This window comes from Parabacteroides sp. ZJ-118, assembly GCF_011038785.1.
Classification (GTDB): Bacteria; Bacteroidota; Bacteroidia; order Bacteroidales; family Tannerellaceae; genus Parabacteroides.
The window spans coordinates 76028-102852 of sequence record NZ_JAAKDT010000001.1; the positions used below are offsets into that span (position 1 = coordinate 76028).

Here is a 26825-nt window from a genome sequence, read left to right on the forward strand (position 1 = left end):
GTTGCCATGAGATCCAAGAAGTTGCTTATCCTATATACTTGCCTACTGATTGTCGCTGTGGTGACAATGGTACAGCTCTGGAGATTCAGCCAACATCCCCGAGAAATCAGGCTTCGTGATTATCCGGAAATCAAGGAAGAAGGGATTCTCCGGATGATAACCGAATACAATCAATCCGGGTATTTCGTATCCGGCGATACGGTGCAAGGTTTTCAGTACGAGCTCAGCCAGGCGATCGCCACATTATCCGGATTGGAGGTTCGGACGCATCTGGAAATGAGTCTAGCGAAAAGCCTCGAGGAATTGTCGGACAACAAAGGCGATGTAATCGCGAGAAACATACCCATCACCTCCGAGATGCGGGAAAACTACCTGTTTACCGAACCGATCGTTCTGAACAAACAAGTCTTGGTGCAACGTACGGCAGAGGCGAACAACGGACGACCCCCGATCCGCAACCAATTGGATCTGGCCCAAAAGACTTTATACATACCGAAAGATTCCCCGGCCTTATTGCGCCTGCAAAATCTGGGACACGAGATAGGTGATACGATCTACGTGGTGGAAGATGAGTTATACTCTGCCGAGCAGCTTATGATCATGGTAGCCAAAGGCGACATCGATTATGCCGTATGCGACCAGCAAATCGCCCGCATGACCCGGAAAAACCTGCCGGGAGTCGATATCCTGACGGATATCAGTTTTACCCAATTGCAATCGTGGGCAGTCCGTAAAGACTCCCCGATCCTACTGGATAGCCTAAATAGTTGGCTCCGGCAAATCAAAGACAGTGGATTATACGACCGGATTTACAAGCGCTATTACAAATAGCGTCGTTCTCCCAATTATTATTTTTCTATTTATCACCAAAGAGAAACCCGGCTATTGCATAATATTTCTAAATAATCTTTATCTTTACCGGGAATTTGAATGTAAGAAGATGAGATTTGATGAACTAGATTTGGAAGATGCCGTATTAGACGGGCTTTATGACATGCACTTTGACGAGACGACTCCGATCCAGGAGTTAACGATTCCTGTCATTTTAGAGGGTAAAGACATCATCGCCTGCGCGCAGACCGGGACTGGTAAAACGGCGGCGTATGTTTTGCCAGTCATTAATGAACTAAGCAAAGGTTGTCATCCGGGAGATGCGGTAAACGCGGTCATTATGGCACCCACCCGGGAGTTGGCTCAACAAATAGACCAACAAATTCAAGGATTCACTTATTTTATACCTTCCATATCCGCGGTCGCCGTGTATGGAGGTACCGACGGAATCGCTTGGGAACAACAAAAGAGAGGATTGGAGATGGGCGCGGATATCGTGATCGCTACCCCGGGACGTTTGTTGTCCCATATTAAGTTAGGCACGGTCGACTTGTCCAAAGTGTCGTTCTTCGTCCTAGACGAGGCAGACCGCATGCTGGATATGGGTTTTTATGATGACATCATGCAAGTTTACAAACAACTGCCCCCCCATTGCCAGACGATCATGTTCTCGGCTACCATGCCACCTAAAATACGGACATTGGCTAAAACCATCCTAAAAGATCCGGAAGAAGTCAAGGTCGCTATCTCGCGCCCACCCGAATCTATCATGCAAACCGCATATATCTGCTACGATCCGCAAAAGCTCAAGATCCTGCAAGATCTCTTCACACAAAGCCACCCTCAACGGGTAATTATCTTCTCCTCTTCTAAAGTGAAGGTGAAAGGGTTAGCGTCCACCTTAAAAAGATTAAAGTTCAATGTAGCTGCCATGCACTCGGATTTGGAGCAATCCCTAAGGGAGGAGGTCATGAAAGAATTCAAGAACGGACATATCGATATCCTTGTGGCCACGGATGTCGTGGCGCGCGGGATCGATATCAGTGACATCAAGTTGGTCGTGAACTTCGATATTCCACATGACCCGGAGGATTACGTGCACCGGATCGGACGTACGGCACGGGGTACGAACGGCGAAGGACTGGCGATTACTTTCGTGTCCGTCGATGAGCAAGCGCAATTCAAGCGTATCGAGGATTTCTTGGGAAAAGAGGTTTATAAGATACCGGTCGGTCCGGAATTCGGCGAGGTACCCTTGTATGAGCCGGAAAAATACGGTATGAATAAACGAGGCAGGGGGAGGCCTCGCAAAAGCGGGGATAAAGGGTCATCCCCGAGCCCACAGAAACGGAACGCGGGACACCGCGGAAGATCTGGAAAGGCGCGATAAAACACGGTACTTTTTAATCAAAAATACTATACTTCCGGGGTCAAAACATATTGTTTTGAACTCAAAAGTATAGTGTTTTTCTTATGGGAGATTATCAACCGTTCATGGATGCCAGGAATTCCATATTATCAACGGTTTGTTCCATCCGCTGCTTAACGAATTCCATAGCCTCCATAGAGTTCATGTCTGATAAGAACTTGCGTAAAATCCACATACGGTTCAACGTGCTCTCGTCCTGCAATAAATCATCGCGGCGAGTACTGGAAGCCATGATATCCACAGCCGGATAGATACGTTTGTTGGCCAATTTACGATCCAATTGCAACTCCATGTTACCCGTACCCTTAAATTCCTCGAAGATCACGTCGTCCATCTTGGAGCCGGTCTCCGTAAGAGCGGTGGCGAGAATCGTAAGGCTACCGCCGTTCTCGATATTACGGGCGGCACCAAAGAAACGTTTCGGCTTCTGCAACGCGTTGGCGTCGACACCACCGGAAAGCACCTTTCCGGAAGCCGGTTGCACTGTATTATAAGCACGAGCCAAACGAGTGATCGAGTCCAGAAGAATCACGACATCATGACCACATTCTACCATTCGTTTCGCCTTGTTCAATACGATCTCGGTGATTTTCACGTGACGTTCGGCCGGTTCGTCAAATGTAGAGGCGATCACTTCCGCGTCCACGCTACGAGCCATATCCGTAACCTCCTCCGGACGTTCGTCGATCAATAATATGATCATATAAACCTCGGGATGGTTGTAAGCGATAGCGTTCGCGATATCTTTCAACAACATCGTCTTACCGGTTTTCGGCTGAGCGACGATCAAGCCGCGTTGCCCTTTCCCGATCGGGGAGAATAAATCGACCACACGTACGGCGATATTATCGTATACTTTCGGCGATTTACGTGCCGTAAGCATGAATTTCTCATCCGGGAATAAAGGGGTCAAATGATCGAAGGGAATACGGTCGCGAACCTCTTCCGGCGTACGGCCATTGATCTTGTCCACTTTCACCAACGGGAAATACTTCTCACCCTCCTTCGGCGGACGGATCGAGCCTTCTACCACGTCACCCGTTTTCAGCCCAAATAACTTGATCTGGGATTGAGAGACATAAATATCGTCCGGTGAAGTCAAATAGTTATAATCGGAAGAACGAAGGAATCCGTAACCATCTTGCATCATCTCCAATACGCCGGTTCCTGTAAGGATGCCGTCAAACTCATACATTTTCTCTTGGGCTTGCTGGTTGTTATTGGCGTTATTGTTATTACGGTTGTTATTATGATTGTTCTGTCGATTGTTCTGTCGAGGATTATTCGGCTGGGAGGCGGCCTCAGGTTGAGGTTTGTTTGCCTCAGGTTTCGGAGCGGAGAACGGGAAAACCTGGTCCAATACGGATTTAACGTCCGGATGGCGGAATACGATGCGCTTAGGTTCTTCTTCCGTCGCTTGTGGTGAAGTTATTTCTCCCGCTGCCTCTACCGGGGTCGTATTTTCCAGCGAAGCGGTTTCTTCTTCCATCTCAAGCTCCGCCATGACCGGGGGCAACAACGGTTTCTCCACCGGTTTTTCCATTACCGCCGGAGTTTCCACGGCCGGGATTTCCGTTACCGTAGAGATCGTTTGCGGCTCTTTCGAGACCACCACTTCCCGGTTATCCTCGGAAGGAGCGACAGCGCCGGCTACCTTTTCCTTTTTCTCGATACGGACTCTTTTCTTACGTTCGGGTTGCTCCTTCTTGTCAGCCGGAGCAGCCACCGGCTTTTCCGGAGCCTGTTGGGTACTCTCTGTAGCCTCGGCAGCCTCAGCCTTCGCTACTTTCGAAGAAGCTGCTTTAGCCGGACGGCCTCTCTTACGGCCCTCCGCAGGCTTCTTGGCCTCTTTCTCTTTCATCTTTTCAGCCTGAATGCCGGCATAGGAGATCGCTTGCTCATCAAGGATCCGATAAACCAACTCTTCTTTCTTTAAGCTGCTAACTTTTTTTATCCCCAACTCTTCCGCGATACCTTGAAGCTCGGGAAGAAGTTTTTCATTTAGTTCTAGAATGTTATATTTCTGCATATCGCGAAGTAATAATATAAATGGCACATACATACGGATCACATACGCAAACACGATGTACGCCCAATGGTATCATTGTATCTTTATTTAATTATAATTTTCATGTAATAACCGGATTGTTCAGCTAATTTGAACCATTAGTAACATATCTGCGGAGTAAATCTCCGCAAATATAGGAACATTTTTACAATAAACGAGGATTTAGCCCAAAAAATTCACGATTAGCACACGCTTTGTCGATTCGTCTATACGAAAACGATTATCAGTCCTTTCCCCTACCACCCAAGCGATCGCGTCGCCACTACAAAGAAGCCATGTGCGCTCCTTCTCAATCCGGCTAAATTTATGATCGGAGAAATAGTCACTCAACTTCTTACGTCCTTTCATCCCGAAGGGAATAAACCAATCGCCTTCTTTCCAAGTCCGCAAGGTTAAAGGGAAATCGAGTTTATCATAATCCAAATAGGCGATCCGCTTATCCTTCTCGATGGGGAAATCCGTGGTTATAACAAGTTTACGGAAAGAGAGTTCAATCGGTTCGTGATTAATGCCCTTTTCCGGATCTAAAACGAAGGTTCGCTCTTCCTTCTTCTCTAAAGGAGTAATCCATAAATTATCCCGATCCTTCAGCAAACGATGCGTGGAAGAGTAAAACAGCTTACCGGGCTCCTTGGTCAAGGCGGCGAAAACATCATCCGAGACCAGACGGGTAAAACCATATTCTTTTAACAGCTCATATAAAATCGTCTCGGGGGCCGGAAACTGCATCAACGCCTTGATAGAAAGACGATCCTCCGATACGGCAACCGCTTTCCGGGCTTGTTCCAATACATACCTATAGATAGTCTCCACGGCAGAAAGATGCTCAGCGGAACGTGCGATGGTATTTCGGACCGATGGATTTATCGCCTCCAAAAGCGGCAACACATTTAAACGGATGAAATTACGAGTATAAGCATCCGATAAATTCGAGCTGTCTGTCACGTAGGCGTAACCTTGATCCACCAGCCAAGCCAAGATATCCTCACGGCTTACGCATAGTAAAGGACGAACGACACAGCCATTCCTCGGACGGATCCCGCTCATCCCCCGAACTCCCGTACCTCGTATCAAATTCATCAAGACCGTCTCCACGCTATCGTCCCGGTGATGGGCAACGGCGACCGCCTGCCCCCCCAGTCGCTCCCGCATCTCCTCAAACCAAGCATAGCGCAATTCACGGGCAGCCATCTCTATCGAGAGATGCTTCTCTCCCGCATAAGCGATCGTATCGAAATCCACCTTATGAAAGGGTACTTCCAAAGACTCCGCGAACTCGCGGGCGAATGCCTCGTCCCGATCCGACTCCTCCCCGCGCAAATGAAAGTTACAGTGAAGCGCTATACACGGATATCCCAAACGCACCAATACGCCCAACAACGCCACCGAATCGGCCCCACCGCTCAATCCGACCAAAACCGGACCCTCTTCGGACAACAGCCGGTACTTCTCTATATATAAACGTATCGTATGTATCATAATGCCTTTGTATTAAAGACAACAATGGCCCTAGCCGGGTCAGCTAGAGCCATCCTTTATGGATCTCTTGAATTAATCTTCTACACCTGCCAATTCCGGGTCGATCATAATACGCCCACAGTATTCGCAAACAATAATTTTCTTGCGCAACTTGATATCCAATTGCTTCTGAGGCGGGATCTTATTAAAGCAACCACCACAAGCGCCACGTTGCACATAAACGACAGCCAAACCATTACGGGCGCCTTTACGGATACGCTTGAAAGCGGTCAACAAACGAGGATCGATAACGGCCTCCAACTTCTTCGCTTTCTCACGAAGTTTCTCCTCATCCTGCTTTGTCTCGGAAATGATCTGCTCCAACTCACCCTTTTTCTGGATCAAGTCAGCTTTACGGCCTTCCAGCTTCTCGGTCAATTCCGCAATATCTTTCTTCTTAGCGTCTACCGCCTCTCCGAACTCACGGATTTTTTTCTCGGAGAACACGATTTCCAAACCTTGGAACTCGATCTCCTTGGACAGGTTATCAAACTCCCGATTATTACGCACATTATCCAATTGTGCCTTATAACGATCTATCAATGTGGTAGATTCCGTGATCTTATGCTTTTGCTCAACGACAGAAGCCTCAAACTCCTTGATCTCCGTTTGATAGTTCTGGAGACGTGTTTCCAGTCCGGCGATCTCGTCCTCCAAGTCTTGAACTTCCAAGGGAAGCTCGCCGCGAAGAGTCTTGATCTTATCAATCTCAGTCATCATCGTCTGAAGTTGATACAGCGTAGAAAGCTTTTCTTCAACCGTGTATTCCTTTTCAGCTGATCGTTTATCTGTAGCCATTCTATAAATATTTTACTGGGTTTGAATTAACATTCGAAAAATGTATCGCGAAGGTAGGGAATTTTTTCGATATTATGTTATAAAATATGTCTTTTGTACAGATTTCCGATTCATAATGACCGATAACCGCCAACAAGATCCGGTCCTCCACATCGTAGAAATCGTTGTACTTCGCCTCCCCCGTTATAAAGACATCGGCCCCATACGCGACAGCGTCTTTGATCAAGAAGGCGCCGCTGCCCCCGCAGATAGCGACCTCTCGGATAGGCTTGCCCGTAAACGGGGAATGCTTCACGCAACCGACGTTAAACAGAGCCTTGATCCGCGACAAGAAACTCAACTCATCCTCCTCGGCAGGCAACTCGCCCACCACACCGGAACCGGCCTGTTCCCAGGTGTTCGATAGCGGATAGAAATCAAAAGCCGGCTCCTCATACGGATGAACGGATAAGAGAGCACGGGTCGCCGCCGCCTTCTTGAATGCCGGAAGGATCATCTCTATGCGCACCTCTTTCTCTACGTGCAACTCGCCGATCTCACCGCAAAACGGATCGCATCCCGCATGGGCGCGAAATGTTCCCTCGCCGTGTACATTATAGCTGCAAGCGTCGTAGCTCCCGATACTTCCTGCACCGGCATTGAACAAGGTATTCCGCATGATCTCGGCATAAGCCTCCGGGACAAATGTCACCAACTTCAGCAAAGCACCCTTCTGGGGACTCAAGATCCGTACGTTTCGCAAGCCGATCAACTCCGCCAAACGGTAGTTCACGCCTCCTACGGCATTATCCAGATTGGTATGGGCAGCATAAATCACCAAATCATACTTGCAGGCCTTCATCAGGCAACGCTCGATATAATTGGAACCCGTCAACGACTTAAACGGCTTAAAGGCCAAAGGATGATGAGAGATGATCAAGTTGCACGCCATCTCGATCGCTTCATCGAGCACCTCCTCGGTAACGTCCAGGCACAACAACACGCCCGTCGCCTGCCGGTTCACGTCGCCAACTTGCACGCCCGCGTTGTCGAAACCCTCTTGCAGCGGAAGGGGGGCGTAATGCTCGATCTCTCTCAATATATCTTTAACCTTTACCATGCCAAATATCCTTCGATTTATGTCCGGGAGAAAAAGTAATTCCTTTCGGAAGAAAAGAAAATTCCATTCGGATGGAACAAGATTCCCATTCGAATGGAATTTCATATTGGATTATTTCTTGCTGCCAACGATCAAATTCAGTTCATCCAGCTGGGCCGGATCCAAGACACCCGGAGCATCGAGCATAACATCTCGTCCGGAATTGTTCTTCGGAAAGGCGATACAGTCGCGGATAGAGTCCAAACCGGCGAACAAAGAGACGAAGCGATCCAAGCCATAAGCCAACCCTCCGTGAGGGGGCGCCCCGTACTTGAACGCATTCATCAAGAAACCGAACTGCTCTTGCGCTCTTTCCTCGGTGAATCCCAACAACTTGAACATCTTATCTTGCAATTGGCTGTCGTGGATACGGATGGAACCGCCCCCCACTTCAACACCATTGATAACCATGTCGTACGCGTTCGCACGAACAGCGCCCGGATCCGTATCCAACAAGGGTATATCGTCCGGATTCGGAGAGGTAAACGGATGGTGCATGGCGTAGAAGCGTTGATCCTCCTCGTTCCATTCGAACAGCGGGAAGTCGATCACCCACAAACAAGCGAACGTATCCTTATCGCGAAGCCCCAATTGATTACCCATCTCCAGACGCAACTCGCAGAGTTGCTTACGCGTCTTCATCGCATCGTCGCCGGAAAGGATCAAGATCAGATCGCCCGGCTTGGCACCGAACGCGTTCCTCATCTCTTGAAGCACCTCTTGGCTATAGAATTTATCCACGCTTGATTTTACGTTACCATCCGCTTCCACACGAGCGTAAACCAAACCTTTAGCACCTATCTGCGGACGTTTCACGAACTCGGTCAACACGTCCAGCTGCTTACGGGTATAGCTCGCCGCACCTTCCGCACAGATTCCCCCGATGTAAGCGGCGTTATCGAATACGGAGAAGCCATGGCCTTTCAGGATATCCATCAACTCGACGAACTTCATGCCGAAACGCAAGTCCGGCTTGTCGCTACCATACTGTCTCATCGCATCTTGCCAAGTCATACGCGTAAACGGCTCCTTGAACTCGATCCCGCGGATTACCTTAAACAGATGTTTCGCCATGCCCTCGAACATATTCAAGACATCCTCTTGCTCCACGAAGCTCATCTCGCAGTCGATCTGCGTGAACTCCGGCTGGCGGTCCGCACGTAAATCCTCATCGCGGAAACATTTTACGATCTGGAAGTAACGGTCGAAACCGGAAACCATCAACAACTGCTTCAAAGTCTGCGGAGACTGGGGCAAGGCGTAAAACTGCCCCGGGTTCATACGGGACGGGACCACGAAGTCGCGGGCTCCCTCCGGGGTGGAATTCACAAGAACCGGAGTCTCGACCTCCAAGAAACCCTGCTCATCCAAATAGCGGCGAACCTCGAACGCCATCCGGTGACGGAGCTCCAGGTTCTTACGAACCGCGGCGCGGCGCAGGTCCAGGTAACGATATTTCATACGCAGGTCATCGCCGCCATCGGTCTCCTCCTCGATCGTGAACGGAGGGGTAAGCGCAGCGTTCAGGACGTTCAACTCAGAAACGATCAACTCAATATCGCCTGTCGGGATACGCGCATTCTTGCTGGAACGCTCTCGAACCGTACCCATAGCCTGGATCACGAATTCGCGACCTAGCTTGTTCGCCTGCTCGCAAAGAGCCGCATCAACCTCTTGGTTAAATACCAATTGAGTAATACCATAACGATCGCGGATATCGACAAACGTCATTCCTCCCATTTTGCGGGTTCTCTGCACCCAACCGGCCAGCGTAACCACGAGACCTTCATCCGCGAGGCGCAAATCACCACAAGTTCTTGTTCTATACATACACTATATATATTTTGCTAGATTCGATCGTTTATCTCTTTTTCTCTCCGACCTCGTAACCGTAACCGTAACCATAACCGTAACCATAGCCGTATTTCCTGCCGTAGTGATTCTTGCGCTTGCTCATGTCCAGGCCATTGATAACCGTCGCGAGCTTCGGGAACCTACGCTCCCGCTGCAGCACGTTGATGTAGCCAAAACCGGCCTTCGGCGTCACGTCCGCACGGCAGACGTACACGCAGATGTCCGCCACACGGCCGATGATAGCCGTATCCGTCACCATGGCGATCGGAGCCGTATCCAAGAGAATGTAATCGTAGTGTTCCCTCAACAGGGCGATTGCCTTCTCCAGCACGTCGCGGGCCACCAACTCCGTCGGGTTCGGGGGGATAGCGCCGCCCGGAAGGATATCGAGGTTCGGGCTGATATCGGACCGCTGGATCATGTCGAACAGGTTCACGTGCTCCGGGTCGCTCAGGTAGTTCGTAACACCCTCCGTCTTATGAGAGATCTTGAACACCTTGTTCAGGCCAGGCTTGCGGATGTCCATGCCGACCACCACCACCTTCTTGCCCAGGTAGGCCAAGCTCACCGCCAAGTTTCCGGCGACGAACGACTTACCCTCGCCCGGTTGCGTGGAGCTGAAAAGGATCACACGCTCGTCCTTCTCCAGCATGAACAAGAGGTTCGTACGCAGCCCCCGGAACATCTCCTCCATCAGGTCGTTCTTGTTCTCTCGGACTACGATCGAACCTTCCTCCTTCTTCTTGACCAACGGGAGCTCGGCAAGGACGGCCACATTCGTGATCGCCTCCACGTCGTCGCGGTTCTCGATCTTATATTTCAGCAGGTCGTGCAGGTAGACGCTGCCCACCGGGACCGCCAGACCCAAGATCAACGCTGCCAGCATAAAGATCATCTTCTTCGGGGCGACAGGCGCCGTATCGGCGAGCGGCTCCTCGATGATACGGCCGTTGTTCGCCGTGGCGGCCAGCGTGATGGCGTTCTCCTCGCGCTTCTGCAGGAGCATGATGTATAACGTGGCCTTAATCTCCTGCTGGCGGGAGATCGTCATGAACTCCTTCTCCTGCTTCGGGGCGTTGCTGATGCGGCTCTCGAACTTGCTCGCCTGGCGGTCGATGTCCGCCTTGGCGATCTGGAGGCCCCTCAAAACACTGTTCACCGTCGTCTTCACGTTGCGGCGCATCGCCTCGATGCCGGCGTTCATGTTGATGATAGCCGGGTTGCTATCCGACGAGGTACGAAGCAGGCGCTTGCGCTCGATGATCATCGTGTTGTACTGGTCGATCACCGAGGTAAGGTTTGGGTCCTCCAAACCCACGTTGGCCGGGATCACCTCGTCCGCGTTCACCGGGTCGTTGATATAATTGCGAAGGTATTGTACCAAGTTGATCTGCGTGGCGTTCTCCGTACGCTGTTGCTCATACCTCGAGCTTTCCTGCAACGCCATCTGGGCGTCACTCGTGAGGTTCGTCAAGCCCGAGCGTTGCTTGAAGGCCGCCAGCTCGCTCTCCGTCGTACCCAGCTCGCCGTTGATGATGCCGATGCGCTCCTCGATGAACTCGGCCGTCTTCTGGGCCACCTCGTTCTTCTCGTCGTTGGCGTCTTGGTTGTAGAACGACACCAGACGATTGATAAAGTCCACGCCGCGTTGCCTTACCGTGTTCTTGAGGGATAGCTTGGCGATCGTCGTCGTCTTGGACGAGGGCGTCACGCTCAAGTCCTTGCCATAGGCCTCGGCCGTGGACGTGGGCGTATGGACACGGGCGATCAGGTCAATCTCCCCGCCCTCCAGCTCAGGTATGGAATCCATCCCTGTGAAACTGAAAACGCCCACGGGGGTGGGCAATATGGCAGGGAGCTTGTCGAAGCTCTGCTCCATCGTCACCTCATCGCCGTCCTTATCGATCTTATACTCGGCTCTCACGACTAGCCTCCCGTTCGCGGTATAGCGCATGCGCAACTCCACGGGGGCGACCAGACGATCCGCCTCCTCGGGGGTGATAAACAGGTTAACGGGGGAATTCTTATATAACGGGGGGTTGAAGCCCAGGGCGTTCGACTCCTCCATGTCGATATACAGGCCCATGTCGTTCACGACCTTCTTGATCAATGTACGGGACTTCAGTATCTCGACCTCGTTGTCGAAGTTGCTCGTCATCGAGAGCATGCCCAGGTCCTGTATGGCTGCCAAGCCGCTAGCGGCGTTAGCGCCCTTCTTCTCGTCCTCCTTGATCAACACCGATGACGTGACGTTATACACCGGCGTCTGGTAACGCAGGAACACGTACATGCCGATACAGCAAACCAGCACGCTCGCCACGAACCAAGGCCAATACACCATATACTTGAAAAACAGGGCGTAAAGATCGATCTCACGCTCCTCGTCTTCCAGATTATCATTGCTTGTATTTATACGATCGTCCACCATCTCTCTCAATTTTCAATGTTCAATAGTCAATAGTTAATTATTTAAGTATGTTTACCAACAGGCCGGCGATCGAGACCAAGATCGAGATCGAGCTGACCCACAGCGTCGTGCTGTTGCCGATATCGGAGTTCTTCGCCTTCGTCTCGTTCGGAGTGACATAAAGAATGTCGTTCTGTTTCAAATAATAATACGGGGAGGTCACTATAGCGGCGTTGTTCAGGTTCAGGTTGATGATCTCACGCTTCCCGCTCTCGTCCTCGCGAATCAGCTTCACGTTGTCGCGTACGCCGTAGATCGTCATATCGCCCGCCATCGCCAGCGCCTCCAGGACATTCACCTTCTCGTTGCCGATCGTGAAGCTGCCCGGACGAGCCACCTCGCCCAAGACCGAGATTTTGTAGTTCGCCATGCGGACGGTCACGATAGGAGTCTCCTTCAAGTAAGGCTTCAATTTCTCACGGATCAGGTCCTCGGCCTCGTTCTTGCTCAGGCCACCGACTTTCAACGTGCCGATCACCGGGAAGTCGATCTCGCCGGAGTTGTTCACCAGATATTGCTGCAACGTGGGTTGCGTCGTCGTGTTGATGTTCGTCAGGGCGGCGTTCAACGGGGTCTGCACCGTCAGGTTGAAGGGGGCCGCGGCCTGCGGATCCGACGTATTGACGGTGATGCTCAACAGGTCCTTGGGCATGATCTTGGCATCATACAAGGGAAGCGCCTCCTCGAAACCGTTCACCACCTCCGGATTCTGAAGGTAGGGCACGTTCTTGTAAGACGTACATGCCGCCAGCAACAAGGGCAGCGAGAATAGGAACAGTAGTCTTTTGATCTTCATATTATTATCGTTTTTATCTCTTTGAACACGGATGACACAGAATACACGGACTTAACGGAAAAGGCGGGAGAGGAGGCCTCTCGGTTTCTCCGGCTCGTACCCCGATTCGTACTCGCGCGTCATCAGATCCTCATAGGAAAGTCCCTTGGTCACCATCTCGTAGATCGTACCCCAGTCCGGAAGGCCGCCGAGGTTACGGTCATCGATGAAAACATCCGCCTTCAGTTTCCGCGAGAAGTGGTTGTTCAGACCTTTCTCCTCCTCCGGGTAGTCACGGTTCACGGCATAAAACTCCAAGCCACGCTCGCGACAGAAGTCCAACGCCTCCTCCAAGAGGTTACCCTCACGGACCGTCCAAAGGATCAACCTGTGGCGCTCCGCTTGCAATTTCCTCAATGTCTCGATGGCGAAAGGAAGCTCACGCCCGATCGCCGGATACTTATGCTCGACGATCGTTCCGTCGAAATCTACCGCTATTATCATCTCTTTAATCCTCAATTCTAAAAAAAACGAACCACCGGACGGCCGGACTCGGGAAGTAGCGTATTCTCCCACGCCGCGAATATAGCCAAAAAGTATCAAGAAACAAGTTTTTTTTAAAGGGAAACATTTTTGTTGTGGATTGTAGACTGACAGACCCGTAACGAAATCTTCTCTTTTCTCCTATCTTCTTCTTTATAAAAGGGGTAAAAACACTATCTTTGTCCACCGTTAATTGAGTAAACCCTAATTTAGAGTAAAAAACATTATCATGAAGAGATTTTGGAGTATTCCACTTATGCTCATGCTGTTCGCATGCCAAACTCCTAAAGAGAGTAGAGAGGAATTATCGCTTGCCGGTTGCTGGGAATTACGATTGGATTCGACAGATGTCACCGAGCAAGTTCAATTACCGGGTACCACGGACACCAACCAAAAAGGGTACCCAAACAAGGATAAAGACGAGACGACCCATTTATCCAGGCCCTTCCGCTATCAAGGTAAGGCTTGGTATCAGAAGGAGATCACGATTCCGGAGCGTTGGGAAGGCAAAAGTATCTGGTTGACCTTGGAGCGGACAAAGCCGACCCAGGTATGGGTAGATAGCGTATACGTCGGTTCGTCCGACCTCATTTCCACCCCTCAAGCGTACGATCTGTCCGCCTATCTCCGAGCCGGGGGGAAGCATCGTTTGACCATCCAGGTCGATAACGGCTTGAGCGTACCGCCCCAATTATTGGACAATTCGCACGCTTATACGGAATCCACGCAGACAAACTGGAACGGTATTATCGGAGACCTGAAATTGGAAGCCCGCCCACAATTCCATATCCGCCAAATACAGGTATATCCACATGCGGACCAAAAAACGGTAGACGTGAAACTAAAGCTCGCGAATCCATTCGATCAAACGATCGTAGCCGCCGTTCAAATAGAGATGGAGGCTTTCAACACAGGCATGGAGCATCGTATCAAGTTCAACAAGGATCTAGAAGTCCGACAAGACGAGATCGTATGCCAAATACCGATGGGTGATGATGCCTTGGAATGGAGCGAGTTCTCCCCTACCCTGTATCGCTTGACAGCGAACATCCAAGGAGAGAATATCCAAGATAGCCAAAGTACGACTTTCGGGTTAAGAGATTTCAAAGCAGAAGGGACACAATTCACCATCAACGGATTGACCACCTTCCTTCGCGGGAAACATGACGCTTGCGTATTCCCGCTTACAGGCCATGTACCGATGGATACCGCGGCATGGAGACGCTATTTCCGCATCGCCAAGGAATACGGTATCAATCACTGCCGTTTCCATTCATGGTGTCCTCCCGAGGCCTGTTTCGAGGCGGCCGATATCGAAGGTTTTTACCTCCAGCCGGAACTGCCTTTCTGGGGAAAGATGGAAAAGAGCGATACCACTTTGATCCATTTCCTCACCAAAGAAGGATTACAAATACAGGAAGCTTACGGAAATCACGCCTCTTTCGTCATGATGGCGATCGGCAACGAGCTTTCCGGGGATCAAGACGCGATGGTGGACATGATCGCCCGTTTCCGCGGCGAGGACGGACGGCATTTATACGCATCTGGATCGAATGACTATCTAGGCTTCAACGGCCCCGCGGCGGGTGACGATTACTTCACGACCTGCCGAGTCCCCGGCGCTAACGTATTCGGCAACCATACCCGGGGTTCTTTCTCTTTCGCCGACGCGGAGGATGGCGGTTATATCAACCACACCTATCCAAACTCGGTCATGAATTTCAAATCCGCTGTCGAACAATGTTCATTGCCTATCATCGGACACGAGACCGGGCAATTCCAATGTTATCCGAATTATGAGGAAATCAAGAAATATACCGGGGTACTGAAACCTTGGAACCTGGAGATATTCCGCGAACGGCTGGACGAGGCCGGTATGGCCGAACAAGCGGATGATTTCTTCAATGCCTCCGGCAAATGGATGGCGCGACTTTACCGGGCCGAGATGGAAATGGCGTTCCGTACTCCGGGGATGGCAGGCTTCCAATTATTGGATTTACAGGATTATCCGGGACAGGGCACGGCGTTGGTCGGTATCTTGGACGCGTTTATGGATAACAAGGGCTTGATAACCGCTGAGGAATGGAAAGAGTCTTGCGATGATGTCGTATTATTGGCTCTCCTGCCTAAATTCTGTTACTCGGGGAGTGAGGAGATCAAAGGCTCCATCGAGGTAGCGAACTATACACCGACCGCTTTAGAAGGGAAACGTCTAAATTGGACCTTGACGAATAGCCGGGGTCAAGCGATCGCCCAAAACAGCCTATCACTGCAAATCAATCAAGGCACGTTGGCCAAGGCAGGTCTATTAAATATCGCTTTACCTGTCGTTCAAGAGGCTGAGACCTATACTTTACGGCTGGCGATCGAGGGCACGGATTATCACAATCATTACCCATTATGGATTTTTCCGGAACATAATAACGTGCAAGTCCCTACGGGTATCAAAGTCATCAAGGAATGGGATAAACAGGCCGAGGAGGCATTGGCGAACGGGGCGAAAGTATTGTGGTTCCCGGATGCCGGGACTTACAAGGACGTGACGGTAGACGGGTTATTCCAGACAGATTACTGGAATTACCGGATGTTTAAGTCCATCTGCGAATGGGTGAAGAAACCGGTCTCTCCGGGTACGCTCGGATTATGGATGAACCCCTCTCATCCGGCTTTCACTCATTTCCCGACGGATTTCCATACAGACTGGCAATGGTTCACGATGATAAAGAATAGCCATCCGCTGATACTGGATCAGCTTCCGGATCATTACAGGCCGATCGTACAAGTGATCGATAACGTGGAGCGTAATCATAAATTAGGGATGATCCTGGAGTTCAATGTCGGCCCTGGCAAGTTGTTAATCTGTATGACAGACTTGGAAACCCAGCAAGCATATCCGGAAGCCCGCCAATTATACCGCAGCTTGTTAAGTTACATGGATTCCCCCGAGTTCTCGCCTCAGATGACATTAGCGCCCGCCCAATTGATTGAGTTATTCACGCGTCAAGTCGGAGACTCGAAGATCAAGGAATTAGGGAATATCTCGTATGACGACTAAGCGGACACAAATGAGGAAGGAACAATGATAGTTGAAAACACACGAGTTAAAAAAGAATCATGGTAAGACCTACAAACAGACAACAATTGATATCCGCCGCAACGGACAATTATGCTGGGCTCCTATTTTATCAGTACTACAAGTGCCCACTACGATTGGGCGTTGAAAAAGCTGAAAGCACACCGAAAGAACATGAAACAATGATTGTAGGTGCTATTTGTAACGCCGCTTCTTTTATGGCAAAGCACGGATTCCTCAATACCTCAAAGCATACCGGCAACGGTTTGGAGCAACTGAAACTTTGGGGAGGTGACAATTATACAAACCCTAACGGGTATATCCACGCCCAAGCGGTCAGCGACAACCACCTCGTGATGGCAAACGGTTCCGCCACACTAGAGTTTACCAAAGAGCTACTGTCGTTACTTGAGAACGATACCCCGGAACGTATCGAGATGTATTATCAGTTCAATAAAAAAGGAATGACGTCGTATCTCCGTTCGGAGATATACAGGCAGAGCATCTCCTCCTAATGACAAAAGAAGATTACGGTGTCTTAAATAGCTGTTCGGTTCTGTGTCTAAAAACGACTCGTGTTTTTGAGTGTTTTAGTACGGATTGACACCCGATTTGGAAACAGATCTTCCTTTGCCCAGAATCGTGATATGCATATATATGATTTTCCCATTGTCACCATTGAAAACACGGGCTATGTAATATGGAATGTCACATTCAAGTTCTTGCAGGAAAAGCCATTGTGATTTACGCATGAAAAAAGGTATGGAGTCTGAATTGGCTACGCCTCGCATGGTCGTTTTGGCATCGCAAAAACAAATGGTTTGCTCTCCTTTCTTGACTTCAAAGTCATAGCGAGGCTCATCATAGTCTTTGCTCGCCCATATAACATGATAACCCTGATTTCGGGGATATTTTACCAGCAAATCCTTATACACAAGTTCTTCCCCCCAATTTCCGGTCTGGCTATTGGCATGAACTTTGTCATCCACTCTTTCAAGAAGCATGTTTAGCATCATCGGCAATTTGTCTTTGTTTGCAATCAGTCGGGTCAGTTCTTCATTGGATAAATCAGATGATGCCAGTTCCGCCAAGGCTTCCATCTTTCCACTTTGGGCAATGATAAGTGTTTGTTCCCGTTGCGTTTCCGTAAGCATGTCCACAATGAGCGTTGCACGTTTAGGATAATACCAACGGAACCAAACAGGCAGATTCTCTTTGGGTGTATAGTTTGAGACCCAAGTGTATAGTGCATTCAAGGGACGATTGATGGCAGCTGTATTACCTTTGTTCCGGGTATATTGCTCTGAAAGCTCTGTGTCAATGCAGTTCGCAATTTTTTCTATGCTGTATGTTTGGTTTACGATGCCCAATGAATCAAACTGTTTGTCCAGCAAGTGGGACTCTATCTTTTCTCCTTTTGATTCATGTAGTTCATTGTATATGTTTTTAAGTTCAGAAGGCAAGTTATCATCCACGGAAAGCTCCATACAGGTCTTGAACTCTCCCTGTTGATTGGGTAGCAATTTCATGGACGCAAACAGATGTTGGTCGCACTCCTTAAGATAGGAACAACACTGAGTCAACCATTTAAGGACTTCATGGGGTTCTTGGTTAAAAGAATATATGTTCTTTACACTCTCAATGGAGGTCGCCAAGTTTCTATATGTATATTTTTGTTCGGTGAAGAGAGTAAAATCCGTTGAGTCAAACCATTTCTGATAATCCGATTCCACAGGTAGCTCTTTGGCTGCAATGAATCGGGCATTATGATAGAGTTCAACGTCTGCCTTACTGTCTCTAAACGGAAGCTTTACTTGTGAGAAATTGATAAAATCGCCTGTGCAGTTGGGAACGACGGCGTGAGTCAGTATCAGCTGCTTGTACTTAATGATATAACGGGTATAGAATTGTGTTTTCGATGCCTGCGTACCATTGTATTTCCGTCGAATGTCTGCCAGCACATGCGCATTATACAGCTTATGTTTCTCTACATAATCCAACACCTTTCCGTACAGTTCTACGGAATCGTCCATGATGGTTCGATTCTGTTCATTGCTGCCGGGTTCCAACTCGATGCCTTCACGTTCCGTAGTCGGTTCAAAACGAAGGCTGTTTACAAGGATGGGAAGCCCGATGTCTTCTGTTCCTATCAGTGGAAGTCCGCAAAACATTTTGGAGATGCGGGGAGGAAGTGGCACTATCCTGTTATCCTCATAACGGAATACGGAAGAGGCTTGATTATGGCAGAAGTAAGCAAAATGCAGTTCCTTTGCGATATCATGATGGGTAACCTCAAAGACAAGAGAGCTTTCATATTCCGCTTTGCGCGAAATGGTATAAACAACGGCATCCGCTTCCCTACGGTCTTCAATGCTAACACTCTTTACCTTGGGCATAAAGCACAAGGTATAAGGTAGCAGATCATACAGATAGTCTAAATCGATGTCATCTCCCGACAACGGTTCCAAGGTAGGTAACGGTTCATGAAGTTTGTAAGTGAAAGAGGTTTGGAAACCCGTTTGCGGAGTTGTCGGGTGAAGGGATTGCTTAAACAACGACTTGGCTTCCTGACTGGCTTCAATCAGTCTCCCTTTATCTTCAAAGGAACTTCGATCCAGTTCCAACTCAAATCGGTATAATTCATCGTCTCTGCACAATCCTTTTACATGGATGATTGAGGACAGGATGTGGGTAGAAACGAACCCCGTGCCGAATCTGCCGATATTGTCCGTGTGTATCTCATCGTACCGTTTGTTTGAATCCGGTAATATGAGATTGAGGGCGTCATTGATGCTAAAAGCGGCACCGTCATGTTGGAACTCCACTTGGTCTTTGGTCACAATCAGGCGGACGGACACCACGTCGTTGTAATCGCTGGCATTTTGCAGGAGTTCCCAGAACCACCGTTTCTTTGCATTCTCTTTTCTGTTTTTCAGTAAAGACAGTTTTTCTATCAAGCGTTGAGCCGGTATCGAACGGAACTGCTCCTGCTCAACCTGATCTACACGCGAACCGATGTCAGACATTGAAGTAAGTATTTATGAAATATTCGTAAGTATCTACATAAACATGATTGTCCAGTCCGGCATTCATATTGACGCTCAAAGCAAAAAGGAGCGCTATTAAGGTTTTCAATAGTGTTCTCAACTTTGTTAGTTGTTTCTCTTTGTTTTCGTCTTCATGCAAAGCCAATTCTTGTTCCAACTTGTCTGCTTGACCATTCAACTCTACTTTAAGTTCTTGAAGGGCTTTCTTATAATTGTCCAAGAAAGTATCGACACCTAAGTTTTCTATTTGGTTTAAGTAGGCGATTACGCTCTCCAAAGGTAAGGAACCTTCCATCTCACCATATGAAAATTGTTTTATGGATATACCATCTATTGTGATACAACCCTCCTCGTCGAATCTAGTCGATAACACAACTCGCCTGCCATACAGCTGTTTTTCTGCATAATTCTGGTCTATCTTCTTAATAACCACATAAGGCTTCAATCCTTCTTCATCACTACAATCACCGTCTACATAAACATAAACATTGTCTTTCTTTACTATTGCTTCCATGATACAATTAAAAAATATAAGTTTGACATAAAATCTTATTATTAAGCACATCGTAATAAACGCACCCAACCTATAAAAAGTCAAATCGTATTTATCACAATGTTCCTGAACTCCAAAATTATAAAGATTTACTATAAAGCAACTGATTTTCACAAAGAATTTGTGCCTCGACAAGCGGTTGGAATAGTTTTTTAGCGTGCACAAACGGGATACTCCCCCCAAAAAAGCATCTGGAATAGGGAGGCTAAGTCACTGGAATCCGTCTCGCGTTCCATTGACTTGGCGCCGTATCTCAATGGCTTTCCGGTAAGTACACAGAGACACATCGGCGTGATACGTAAAAGTATACTTGTTTTCGCCTTAATTTCGATCTGTTTGATTGTACGGAGTGACAACGATTGGGGGCGCCACTGAGGTGTGTAATGACGTACCAGCGATGCGGAGGTAGGCGGATTTTTTGAATTGGCAACAGTTTAGGATGAAAAAATCAGGACAAATCGATAAATTTCATACTTTTGTCTTCCTATATAACTGACACTAGCATGAAAAATACTCCTGTAGACTATCAGACAGCCAGACGAATTATCGATGGCTTTGGACTTCCCGATTTTGGGAAAGCGACTATCCGGGAGGTAGTTGCCATATCCACGCGATTGGAACAAGAAACGGGAACCGAGTTCATCCATATGGAAATGGGCGTACCGGGCTTGAAGGCCGCCCAAGTAGGCGTAGACGCCGAGATCGAAGCCCTTCGTAGCGGTATAGCCTCCATCTACCCGAACATCAACGGAATTCCCGAAGTGAAAAGGCAAGCTTCCCGCTTTATCAAGGCGTTTATAGATATAGAGATAGATCCGGAGTGTTGCGTACCCGTAACCGGTTCCATGCAGGGCACATACGCCTCTTTCCTTACGGCCGGACAATGTATGCCGGGAAGGGAGACCATCTTGTTCATCGACCCCGGATTCCCCGTGCAGAAGCAGCAAATAGCCGTTATGGGCTATAAATACGAGTCGTTCGACGTATACGAATATCGCGGCGAGCGATTGCGTGAAGTCTTGGAGGCGCATCTTTCCAAGGGCAATATTGCCGCGATGATCTATTCCAACCCGAATAACCCGGCTTGGTTTTGCCTCACCGACGAGGAGTTGAGGATCATCGGCGAGATGGCCGACAAATACGATGTGATCGTCATAGAGGACCTCGCCTATTTTGCCATGGATTTTCGCAAGGACCTCGGATGTCCCTTCGAGCCTCCTTATCAAGCGAGCGTAGCCCGTTATACCGACAATTATATCATGCAGATATCCGGCTCCAAGGCGTTCAGCTATGCCGGACAGCGTATCGGGGTGACAGCGATCTCCAATACACTTTACCATCGCTCCTACCCGGAATTGACCCGGCGCTATGGAGGCGGCACGTTCGGTACGGTATATATCCACCGTGTCTTATACGCCCTCTCATCCGGAACCAGCCACTCGGCCCAATTCGCCCTAGCCGCCATGTTCAAGGCCGCCGCAGACGGTACTTTTGACTTTGTCTCGCAAGTGAAAGAATACGGACGCCGCGCGGAGAGACTAAAGAAGATTTTTACGGATCATGGTTTCACGATCGTTTATGATCACGATCTGGACCAACCGATAGCCGACGGTTTCTATTTCACGATCGGTTACCCGGGAATGACCGGCGGACAACTGATGGAAGAACTGATTTATTACGGAGTAAGCGCCATATCATTAAGTACCACAGGCAGTAACCAACAAGGACTACGAGCTTGTACCTCTTTCATAAAAGAGCACCAATATGACTTACTGGACGAAAGGCTGAGATTGTTCGAGGAAAATCATCAAGCATAAATCAATGGCAGGCCCGGCCTATTCACGTTTATTAACTCGGATCCCGGGCTTTTCATTTGCTTCTTATTAAAAAACACCTTATATTGTCGGTGAATTAGTAATAACCTAACATCCACGATCATGGCATCTTATAAAAATATATTTAAAATAACACATAACGACATCCTTCCTATCCAAGGAAGTATTCTAATCGCCGAGCCTTTTTTACAAGATGCCTACTTCCAACGTTCCGTCGTATTGTTGATAGAGCATACGGAACACGGATCGATGGGATTTGTCCTGAATAAAAAGACGGATCTTATCGTAAACTCTTTTTTCAAGGAGTTTGCCGAGTTCCCGGAGATACCGATTTATCTGGGGGGACCGGTCGGCTCCAACCGTTTGTTCTTTATTCATTCCTTGGGAGATAACATTATCCCGGGCGCGTTAAAGATCAATGATTGTCTATATTTCGACGGGGATTTCAACGCATTGAAACAATATATCCTCAACGGGCATCCAATCGATGGGAAAGTGAAGTTTTTCCTGGGATACTCCGGATGGACCGAAGGACAGTTAAACCATGAGATCAAACGGAACTCATGGGCCGTAAGCCCTATTACCACCGATAATATCCTGTCTGCCGACGGCGAGGGTTATTGGGTAGATTCCGTAGAATTATTGGGCAATGATTATAAAACCTGGACAAAATATCCGAAGGATCCCTGTTTAAATTAACTGCATCACGCAGACATCCGAATAACCATCCGGTGTCCGGATCCAGTCCTTAAGCGTCCCTGCCTCGACAAATCCCAGGCGGGTGAATAATCTCTTGCTAGGCTCGTTCGCCACGGGAATATGCGCGTAAAGCTGATGAAGTTTCAAGAACGTATAAGCGTATTCCATCAATAGCCTTAACGCTTCCGTGGCGAAGCCGCGTCCTTGATACTTCCGGTCCAGCATAATACCGCAAGCCGCCCGGTTCGGATGCGGCTCGAAGTCGAATAAGTCCGCGATCCCCACGGAAGTCTCCGTATCGCGTTCCTCGATCATGAAGCGAAGTTGGCGGGACTCATAGATACTCCGGTCGCTACCCGCTATATATTCCTTCAACAGATAACGGGAATAGGGAGCCAAGGTATTCCCTACCTCCCATAACTTCGGATCATTCTCCCAACGATATAACAACTCCAGATCCTCCGGTTCCAACGCCCTCAAACGGACTCTATCACTCGACAACAACATATCTACCCCAGGATTACTTAAACAAGCCGACCACTCTTCTTCGTATATATATGGTAAACCGCTTTCTTGTTCGCGAGCCTGTCCATAAACAAGAGCATCTGCTCATAGCGCGCGTCGGGGAAGCAGAAAACGTAGTCCGTAAAGCCTTTCATCTGGTTCTTGCGGCAGATCGCATCCATCACACGCTCCACGTCCAAATCCCAGAGATTCACAAACTCCAGGCCCGGCATAGCTTTCAGGCAAACAGCCTTTATCTCCTCAAAATGCTCCTCCCTACACAAGATCAAAAGGCGGCGATGCTTAACCGCTCTAGCCTTCTTGCGCAGAGGTATGGAAAGCGTCGCCCAGCAAGCTTTCAGCAGGATCGCCAACCGGATCAGTATTCGCATCAGCCAACCGGATCCCGGATAATATTTCTTGTAGAAAATCAACATGGCGCCGTAAAAAGCCTTTATGTACCTCAAGTCGCCCTGCTTCGTGCTTTCCCCCTTATAATGCAGGATCCGTTCCGGCACGTACAAATTCTTGTAGCCCCCCAACACGATCCGATAAGACAAATCGATATCCTCCCCATACATGAAGAACGACTCGTCCAACAGACCAACCTTATCCAACGCCTCATGGCGAAGCAACATGAACGCGCCCGCCAGCACCTCCACTTCATGCGTCTGCTCTTTATCCAGATACGGCAGGCTATAACGTGCGAATGCCGGAGAGTTGGGAAACAGCTTTGAAAGACCAAATATCTTGCAGAACGATACCCAAGGCGAAGGGAAAGCCCGTTTGCTCTCCGGCAAGAACACCCCGTGCCTGTTCAGCATCTTCACGCCGATGGCCCCGATCTCCGGATCCTCATCCATCTGGAAGCACAGGCTGCGGAGACTCTCCTCTCCCACCACGGTATCGGGATTCAGCAATAACACGTATTCCCCGGCGCACTGGCGGATCGCCTGGTTATTGGCCTTGGCGAAACCGGGATTCTCCTTATTCTCGATGAAAACCACCTCCGGGAACTTAGGCCGGAGATATTCGACAGATCCATCCGTCGAGTCATTATCCACCACGAACACCTCGGCATCCATCCCCGTCACGGCGGCACGGACAGCATAGAGGCATTGCTCCAGAAAATACTTCACGTTATAGTTAACGATGATAACGGACAACTTGGTCTCTTCGTAGGTCATTCCGGATATGTATGAATTATAAATTACGCATTAAACAACTGTCAGCTATCACGTCATCTTGAACTCGGTACGATTGACAATGGATCGCCCCAGGGTGATCTCGTCGGCATACTCGATCTCATCGCCGATAGATACGCCGCGCGCGATGACGCTGATCCTCACATCGTAACCGGATAGCTTGCGGTAAATGAAAAAGTTAGTCGTATCGCCTTCCATGGTGGTGCTCAACGCCAAGATGATCTCTTTCACCTCACCTTCAGCCACGCGTCGCACCAGACTGTCGATACGCAAGTCGCCCGGTCCGATACCATCCATGGGCGAGATGATCCCGCCCAACACATGGTATACGCCACCGAATTGCCCGGTATTCTCTATCGCCATCACCTCCTTGATATTCTCTACCACGCAAACCAAGGAATGGTCGCGGCCGGGGTTGGCGCAAATAGAGCAAACCTCATCATCGCATATATTATGGCAGACCTTGCAGTACTTCACGTCTCGACGAAGGGCGACCAAGGCCGCGGCGAAGTTTTCCGTATAGCCCATATCCCGGCGCAACATGTAAAGCGCCAGCCGGAGCGCGGTCTTCCGTCCCACTCCCGGCAGGGAAGCCAATTCATTCACGGCTTTTTCCAACAAGGCTGAAGGATATCTTTGATTCATCTACTTTCTCCATTTACCGGCAAAAGTAGGAAGAATTTACGAATTAGTCATAGGACAACCCCTCCAAAAGCGAAATCATGCCCCAAAACGACTTAGTAAATAGTTTCCAGCCTTCTTAAGCTTTTGTTAATACCCAGATGCCCCATTTTCATATCGCTTCTTTGATTCTTCCGAAGAATCTTTGCAGGTCTCGACCAAAAAACATAAATTTGTCATCCGGCACCCGTTTGGCGGGGCTATTACGAACACACTATCTAACATTTTATATCGTGAAACCAGAAAATGAAGAAAAGGTAACCGGGCTGCCAGAAAACGCCTACCAAGAATTAAAAGAAGGGGAAAGCTACGTATCCTTTCCCGGAGGCTACGGCAACCACGCAAGTACTCGTCTCTGGCGAGAAAGGCGGAAGCCAGGCGAGACCTTTGATTCCCTAAACGCGAGAAAAGAATAGAATAATAAGGAATAAGGATATGGAAACACCTGTAATCAACGTGGGAATCATGACCTGCGAAGCGGTCTCGTTCGTTTTTAACGAAGCGTATATACATACGGAAACCGGCACGCCCGCCCTGGGCGAGCAACGCGCCCTCTGGGTAGACGGCAAGATCGTGTACAAGGGGAAGCTTTATCCGGAGCTGTTCTTCGAGCCGAGCGGCCCGGACTCCTCGTTCGACCTGAGGGCGGTTACGATCGGCGTGGATTTTCACTGGCAACGCCAGGAGGATCAACGCTTCAAGGGGGCGTTGAACCTCGTGGCGACCGAAAAGGGGATCGTCACGATCAACCAAGTGGACGTGGAGGAATACCTTACCAGCGTAATCTCCTCGGAGATGAGCGCCAACGCCTCCAGAGAGTTGCTGAAAGCCCATGCCGTGATCTCGCGAAGCTGGCTCCTGGCCCAGGTCGAGAAGAATTTCAACCTGGGCGGATCGGCTACGCCCTATGAGAGTTGTTACCGCGACGACGAGACCTTGATCCGCTGGTACGACCGGGAGGACCATGAGCTGTTCGATGTCTGTGCCGACGATCATTGCCAGCGTTACCAAGGTATTACCCGGGCATCGAACCCGATAGTCAGGGAGGTGATCGAGGAGACCCGCGGGGAGGTATTGATGGATAACGACGGTACGATCTGCGACGCCCGCTTCTCGAAATGCTGCGGAGGCGTGACCGAGAAATTCGAGAATTGCTGGGAACCGGTTCCCCACGCCTATCTTACCGCCTTGAGAGACAGCGAGGCTCCCGCCTATCCCGACTTGACGGACGAGCGGGAAGCGGAACAATGGATACGTACCTCGCCCGAGGCCTTCTGCAATACGACGGACCAAGAGATCCTGAGCCAAGTGTTGAACCGCTACGACCAGGAGACCGCGGATTTCTACCGTTGGAAAGTGGCATACACGCAAGCGGAACTGTCGGGGCTGGTCCGCCGGAAAACGGGTATCGACTTCGGGCCGATCATCGATCTCGTGCCGTTGGAGAGGGGTTCGTCGGGCCGCATCGCGAGACTCCGGATCGTAGGGGTACGCCGCTCGTTCACCATCGGCAAGGAGCTTGAGATACGCAGGACCCTGTCTGAGACGCATCTATACAGCTCGGCCTTTGTTGTCGACAAAGAGGACGTCCGCCTCGGTATTCCCTCCCGCTTCGTCTTGACAGGAGCCGGATGGGGACATGGCGTGGGGCTTTGCCAGATCGGGGCCGCCGTGATGGGGGCCAACGGCTATTCGTACCGGGAAATCCTCGCGCATTACTTCCCCGGAGCCTCTGTGGAGGAAAGGTATTGAACAAGAAAAAAAGGTCGCATCCTATCCGGATGACGACCCTTTTCCGTTTAATGTT

At 49.5% G+C, this 26825-nt stretch carries 20 protein-coding genes and 1 pseudogene; 8 read left to right on the forward strand and 13 right to left on the reverse strand.

Annotation, left to right across the window (positions count from 1 at the left end; genetic code table 11):
- Positions 1 to 6: 6 nt before the first annotated feature.
- Both G7Y39_RS00350 and G7Y39_RS00355 read left to right on the forward strand, forming a co-directional pair.
- On the forward strand, positions 7 to 831 hold the full coding sequence (locus G7Y39_RS00350) for a transporter substrate-binding domain-containing protein (RefSeq protein WP_165153957.1): 825 nt from the start codon (positions 7 to 9) through the stop codon (positions 829 to 831).
- Positions 832 to 940: 109 nt separating this feature from the next.
- Complete coding sequence (locus G7Y39_RS00355; protein ID WP_165153959.1) at positions 941 to 2221, forward strand: DEAD/DEAH box helicase; 1281 nt, start codon at positions 941 to 943, stop codon at positions 2219 to 2221.
- 94 nt (positions 2222 to 2315) lie between these two features.
- Here G7Y39_RS00355 and rho read toward each other — a convergent pair whose 3' ends face one another.
- From rho to G7Y39_RS00395, 8 genes are all read right to left on the reverse strand, one after another.
- Positions 2316 to 4289 carry a transcription termination factor Rho gene (rho, locus tag G7Y39_RS00360; protein WP_165153961.1) on the reverse strand — a complete coding sequence of 658 codons (1974 nt, stop codon included), beginning with the start codon at positions 4287 to 4289 and terminating at the stop codon, positions 2316 to 2318.
- A 201-nt stretch (positions 4290 to 4490) separates the two neighbouring features.
- Positions 4491 to 5807 carry a tRNA lysidine(34) synthetase TilS gene (gene tilS, locus G7Y39_RS00365; protein WP_165153963.1) on the reverse strand — a complete coding sequence of 439 codons (1317 nt, stop codon included), beginning with the start codon at positions 5805 to 5807 and terminating at the stop codon, positions 4491 to 4493.
- Positions 5808 to 5879: 72 nt separating this feature from the next.
- Positions 5880 to 6644 (reverse strand): zinc ribbon domain-containing protein, encoded by a 765-nt coding sequence (locus G7Y39_RS00370; protein WP_165153965.1) that lies wholly within the window; start codon positions 6642 to 6644, stop codon positions 5880 to 5882.
- A 1-nt stretch (position 6645) separates the two neighbouring features.
- A complete protein-coding gene (locus G7Y39_RS00375; protein ID WP_165153973.1) occupies positions 6646 to 7743 on the reverse strand; it encodes a Nif3-like dinuclear metal center hexameric protein in 1098 nt (365 codons plus the stop codon).
- Between the two features lie 111 nt (positions 7744 to 7854).
- Positions 7855 to 9612: an aspartate--tRNA ligase gene (gene aspS / locus G7Y39_RS00380; RefSeq protein ID WP_165153975.1), complete on the reverse strand. Its 1758-nt coding sequence runs from the start codon at positions 9610 to 9612 to the stop codon at positions 7855 to 7857.
- Positions 9613 to 9643: 31 nt separating this feature from the next.
- Entirely contained in the window at positions 9644 to 12064 is a 2421-nt protein-coding gene (locus tag G7Y39_RS00385) for a tyrosine-protein kinase (protein ID WP_165153977.1), read from the reverse strand.
- A gap of 37 nt (positions 12065 to 12101) precedes the next feature.
- Positions 12102 to 12899 (reverse strand): polysaccharide biosynthesis/export family protein, encoded by a 798-nt coding sequence (locus tag G7Y39_RS00390; protein ID WP_165153979.1) that lies wholly within the window; start codon positions 12897 to 12899, stop codon positions 12102 to 12104.
- A 51-nt stretch (positions 12900 to 12950) separates the two neighbouring features.
- Positions 12951 to 13382 (reverse strand): BT0820 family HAD-type phosphatase, encoded by a 432-nt coding sequence (locus G7Y39_RS00395; protein WP_165153981.1) that lies wholly within the window; start codon positions 13380 to 13382, stop codon positions 12951 to 12953.
- 268 nt (positions 13383 to 13650) lie between these two features.
- Between G7Y39_RS00395 and G7Y39_RS00400 the strand changes: the two genes are divergently transcribed.
- The 3 genes and pseudogenes from G7Y39_RS00400 to G7Y39_RS00410 form a co-directional block, all read left to right on the forward strand.
- Complete coding sequence (locus tag G7Y39_RS00400) at positions 13651 to 16476, forward strand: sugar-binding domain-containing protein (protein ID WP_165153983.1); 2826 nt, start codon at positions 13651 to 13653, stop codon at positions 16474 to 16476.
- A gap of 111 nt (positions 16477 to 16587) precedes the next feature.
- On the forward strand, positions 16588 to 16680 hold the full coding sequence (locus tag G7Y39_RS13840; RefSeq protein ID WP_206225127.1) for a ClbS/DfsB family four-helix bundle protein: 93 nt from the start codon (positions 16588 to 16590) through the stop codon (positions 16678 to 16680).
- Positions 16677 to 17009 (forward strand): annotated as a pseudogene (locus G7Y39_RS00410) (DJ-1/PfpI family protein); the annotation flags it as partial. The gene G7Y39_RS13840 and the pseudogene G7Y39_RS00410, both read left to right, overlap by 4 nt.
- 75 nt (positions 17010 to 17084) lie before the next feature.
- Here the strand turns inward: G7Y39_RS00410 and G7Y39_RS00415 are convergent.
- Positions 17085 to 19520, reverse strand: coding sequence for a sacsin N-terminal ATP-binding-like domain-containing protein (locus G7Y39_RS00415; RefSeq protein WP_165153985.1), 2436 nt, complete (start codon positions 19518 to 19520; stop codon positions 17085 to 17087).
- The gene (locus G7Y39_RS00420) at positions 19513 to 20055 is read right to left on the reverse strand and encodes a hypothetical protein (RefSeq protein ID WP_165153987.1); all 543 of its coding nucleotides are present in this window, start codon (positions 20053 to 20055) and stop codon (positions 19513 to 19515) included. The genes G7Y39_RS00415 and G7Y39_RS00420 overlap by 8 nt, the downstream gene beginning before the upstream one ends.
- A gap of 542 nt (positions 20056 to 20597) precedes the next feature.
- Between G7Y39_RS00420 and G7Y39_RS00425 the strand changes: the two genes are divergently transcribed.
- Both G7Y39_RS00425 and G7Y39_RS00430 read left to right on the forward strand, forming a co-directional pair.
- Positions 20598 to 21911 (forward strand): pyridoxal phosphate-dependent aminotransferase, encoded by a 1314-nt coding sequence (locus G7Y39_RS00425; protein ID WP_165153989.1) that lies wholly within the window; start codon positions 20598 to 20600, stop codon positions 21909 to 21911.
- A 120-nt stretch (positions 21912 to 22031) separates the two neighbouring features.
- A complete protein-coding gene (locus tag G7Y39_RS00430; protein ID WP_165153991.1) occupies positions 22032 to 22628 on the forward strand; it encodes a YqgE/AlgH family protein in 597 nt (198 codons plus the stop codon).
- Here the strand turns inward: G7Y39_RS00430 and G7Y39_RS00435 are convergent.
- The 3 genes from G7Y39_RS00435 to recR are packed head-to-tail and all read right to left on the reverse strand — an operon-like array spanning position 22620 to position 24982.
- Complete coding sequence (locus G7Y39_RS00435; RefSeq protein ID WP_165153993.1) at positions 22620 to 23135, reverse strand: GNAT family N-acetyltransferase; 516 nt, start codon at positions 23133 to 23135, stop codon at positions 22620 to 22622. The genes G7Y39_RS00430 and G7Y39_RS00435 overlap by 9 nt on opposite strands.
- A 17-nt stretch (positions 23136 to 23152) precedes the next feature.
- Entirely contained in the window at positions 23153 to 24319 is a 1167-nt protein-coding gene (locus tag G7Y39_RS00440) for a glycosyltransferase family 2 protein (protein ID WP_165153995.1), read from the reverse strand.
- Between the two features lie 48 nt (positions 24320 to 24367).
- Complete coding sequence (gene recR / locus G7Y39_RS00445) at positions 24368 to 24982, reverse strand: recombination mediator RecR (protein ID WP_165153997.1); 615 nt, start codon at positions 24980 to 24982, stop codon at positions 24368 to 24370.
- A 471-nt stretch (positions 24983 to 25453) separates the two neighbouring features.
- Between recR and G7Y39_RS00450 the strand changes: the two genes are divergently transcribed.
- The gene (locus G7Y39_RS00450; RefSeq protein WP_165153999.1) at positions 25454 to 26770 is read left to right on the forward strand and encodes a SpoIID/LytB domain-containing protein; all 1317 of its coding nucleotides are present in this window, start codon (positions 25454 to 25456) and stop codon (positions 26768 to 26770) included.
- Positions 26771 to 26825: the final 55 nt, after the last annotated feature.

What these genes read in the sequence shown, in the direction of transcription:
- G7Y39_RS00395 (WP_165153981.1), bottom strand. Translation starts at nt 13,382, where the DNA reads ATGATAATAGCGGTAGATTTCGACGGAACGATCGTCGAGCATAAGTAT.
- G7Y39_RS00435 (WP_165153993.1), bottom strand. Translation starts at nt 23,135, where the DNA reads ATGTTGTTGTCGAGTGATAGAGTCCGTTTGAGGGCGTTGGAACCGGAG.
- G7Y39_RS00375 (WP_165153973.1), bottom strand. Translation starts at nt 7,743, where the DNA reads ATGGTAAAGGTTAAAGATATATTGAGAGAGATCGAGCATTACGCCCCC.
- rho (WP_165153961.1), bottom strand. Translation starts at nt 4,289, where the DNA reads ATGCAGAAATATAACATTCTAGAACTAAATGAAAAACTTCTTCCCGAG.
- G7Y39_RS00440 (WP_165153995.1), bottom strand. Translation starts at nt 24,319, where the DNA reads ATGACCTACGAAGAGACCAAGTTGTCCGTTATCATCGTTAACTATAAC.
- G7Y39_RS00370 (WP_165153965.1), bottom strand. Translation starts at nt 6,644, where the DNA reads ATGGCTACAGATAAACGATCAGCTGAAAAGGAATACACGGTTGAAGAA.
- G7Y39_RS00415 (WP_165153985.1), bottom strand. Translation starts at nt 19,520, where the DNA reads ATGTCTGACATCGGTTCGCGTGTAGATCAGGTTGAGCAGGAGCAGTTC.
- aspS (WP_165153975.1), bottom strand. Translation starts at nt 9,612, where the DNA reads ATGTATAGAACAAGAACTTGTGGTGATTTGCGCCTCGCGGATGAAGGT.
- G7Y39_RS00400 (WP_165153983.1), top strand. Translation starts at nt 13,651, where the DNA reads ATGAAGAGATTTTGGAGTATTCCACTTATGCTCATGCTGTTCGCATGC.
- recR (WP_165153997.1), bottom strand. Translation starts at nt 24,982, where the DNA reads ATGAATCAAAGATATCCTTCAGCCTTGTTGGAAAAAGCCGTGAATGAA.
- G7Y39_RS00430 (WP_165153991.1), top strand. Translation starts at nt 22,032, where the DNA reads ATGGCATCTTATAAAAATATATTTAAAATAACACATAACGACATCCTT.
- G7Y39_RS00385 (WP_165153977.1), bottom strand. Translation starts at nt 12,064, where the DNA reads ATGGTGGACGATCGTATAAATACAAGCAATGATAATCTGGAAGACGAG.
- G7Y39_RS13840 (WP_206225127.1), top strand. Translation starts at nt 16,588, where the DNA reads ATGCTGGGCTCCTATTTTATCAGTACTACAAGTGCCCACTACGATTGG.
- G7Y39_RS00350 (WP_165153957.1), top strand. Translation starts at nt 7, where the DNA reads ATGAGATCCAAGAAGTTGCTTATCCTATATACTTGCCTACTGATTGTC.
- G7Y39_RS00355 (WP_165153959.1), top strand. Translation starts at nt 941, where the DNA reads ATGAGATTTGATGAACTAGATTTGGAAGATGCCGTATTAGACGGGCTT.
- G7Y39_RS00450 (WP_165153999.1), top strand. Translation starts at nt 25,454, where the DNA reads ATGGAAACACCTGTAATCAACGTGGGAATCATGACCTGCGAAGCGGTC.
- G7Y39_RS00425 (WP_165153989.1), top strand. Translation starts at nt 20,598, where the DNA reads ATGAAAAATACTCCTGTAGACTATCAGACAGCCAGACGAATTATCGAT.
- tilS (WP_165153963.1), bottom strand. Translation starts at nt 5,807, where the DNA reads ATGATACATACGATACGTTTATATATAGAGAAGTACCGGCTGTTGTCC.
- G7Y39_RS00390 (WP_165153979.1), bottom strand. Translation starts at nt 12,899, where the DNA reads ATGAAGATCAAAAGACTACTGTTCCTATTCTCGCTGCCCTTGTTGCTG.
- G7Y39_RS00420 (WP_165153987.1), bottom strand. Translation starts at nt 20,055, where the DNA reads ATGGAAGCAATAGTAAAGAAAGACAATGTTTATGTTTATGTAGACGGT.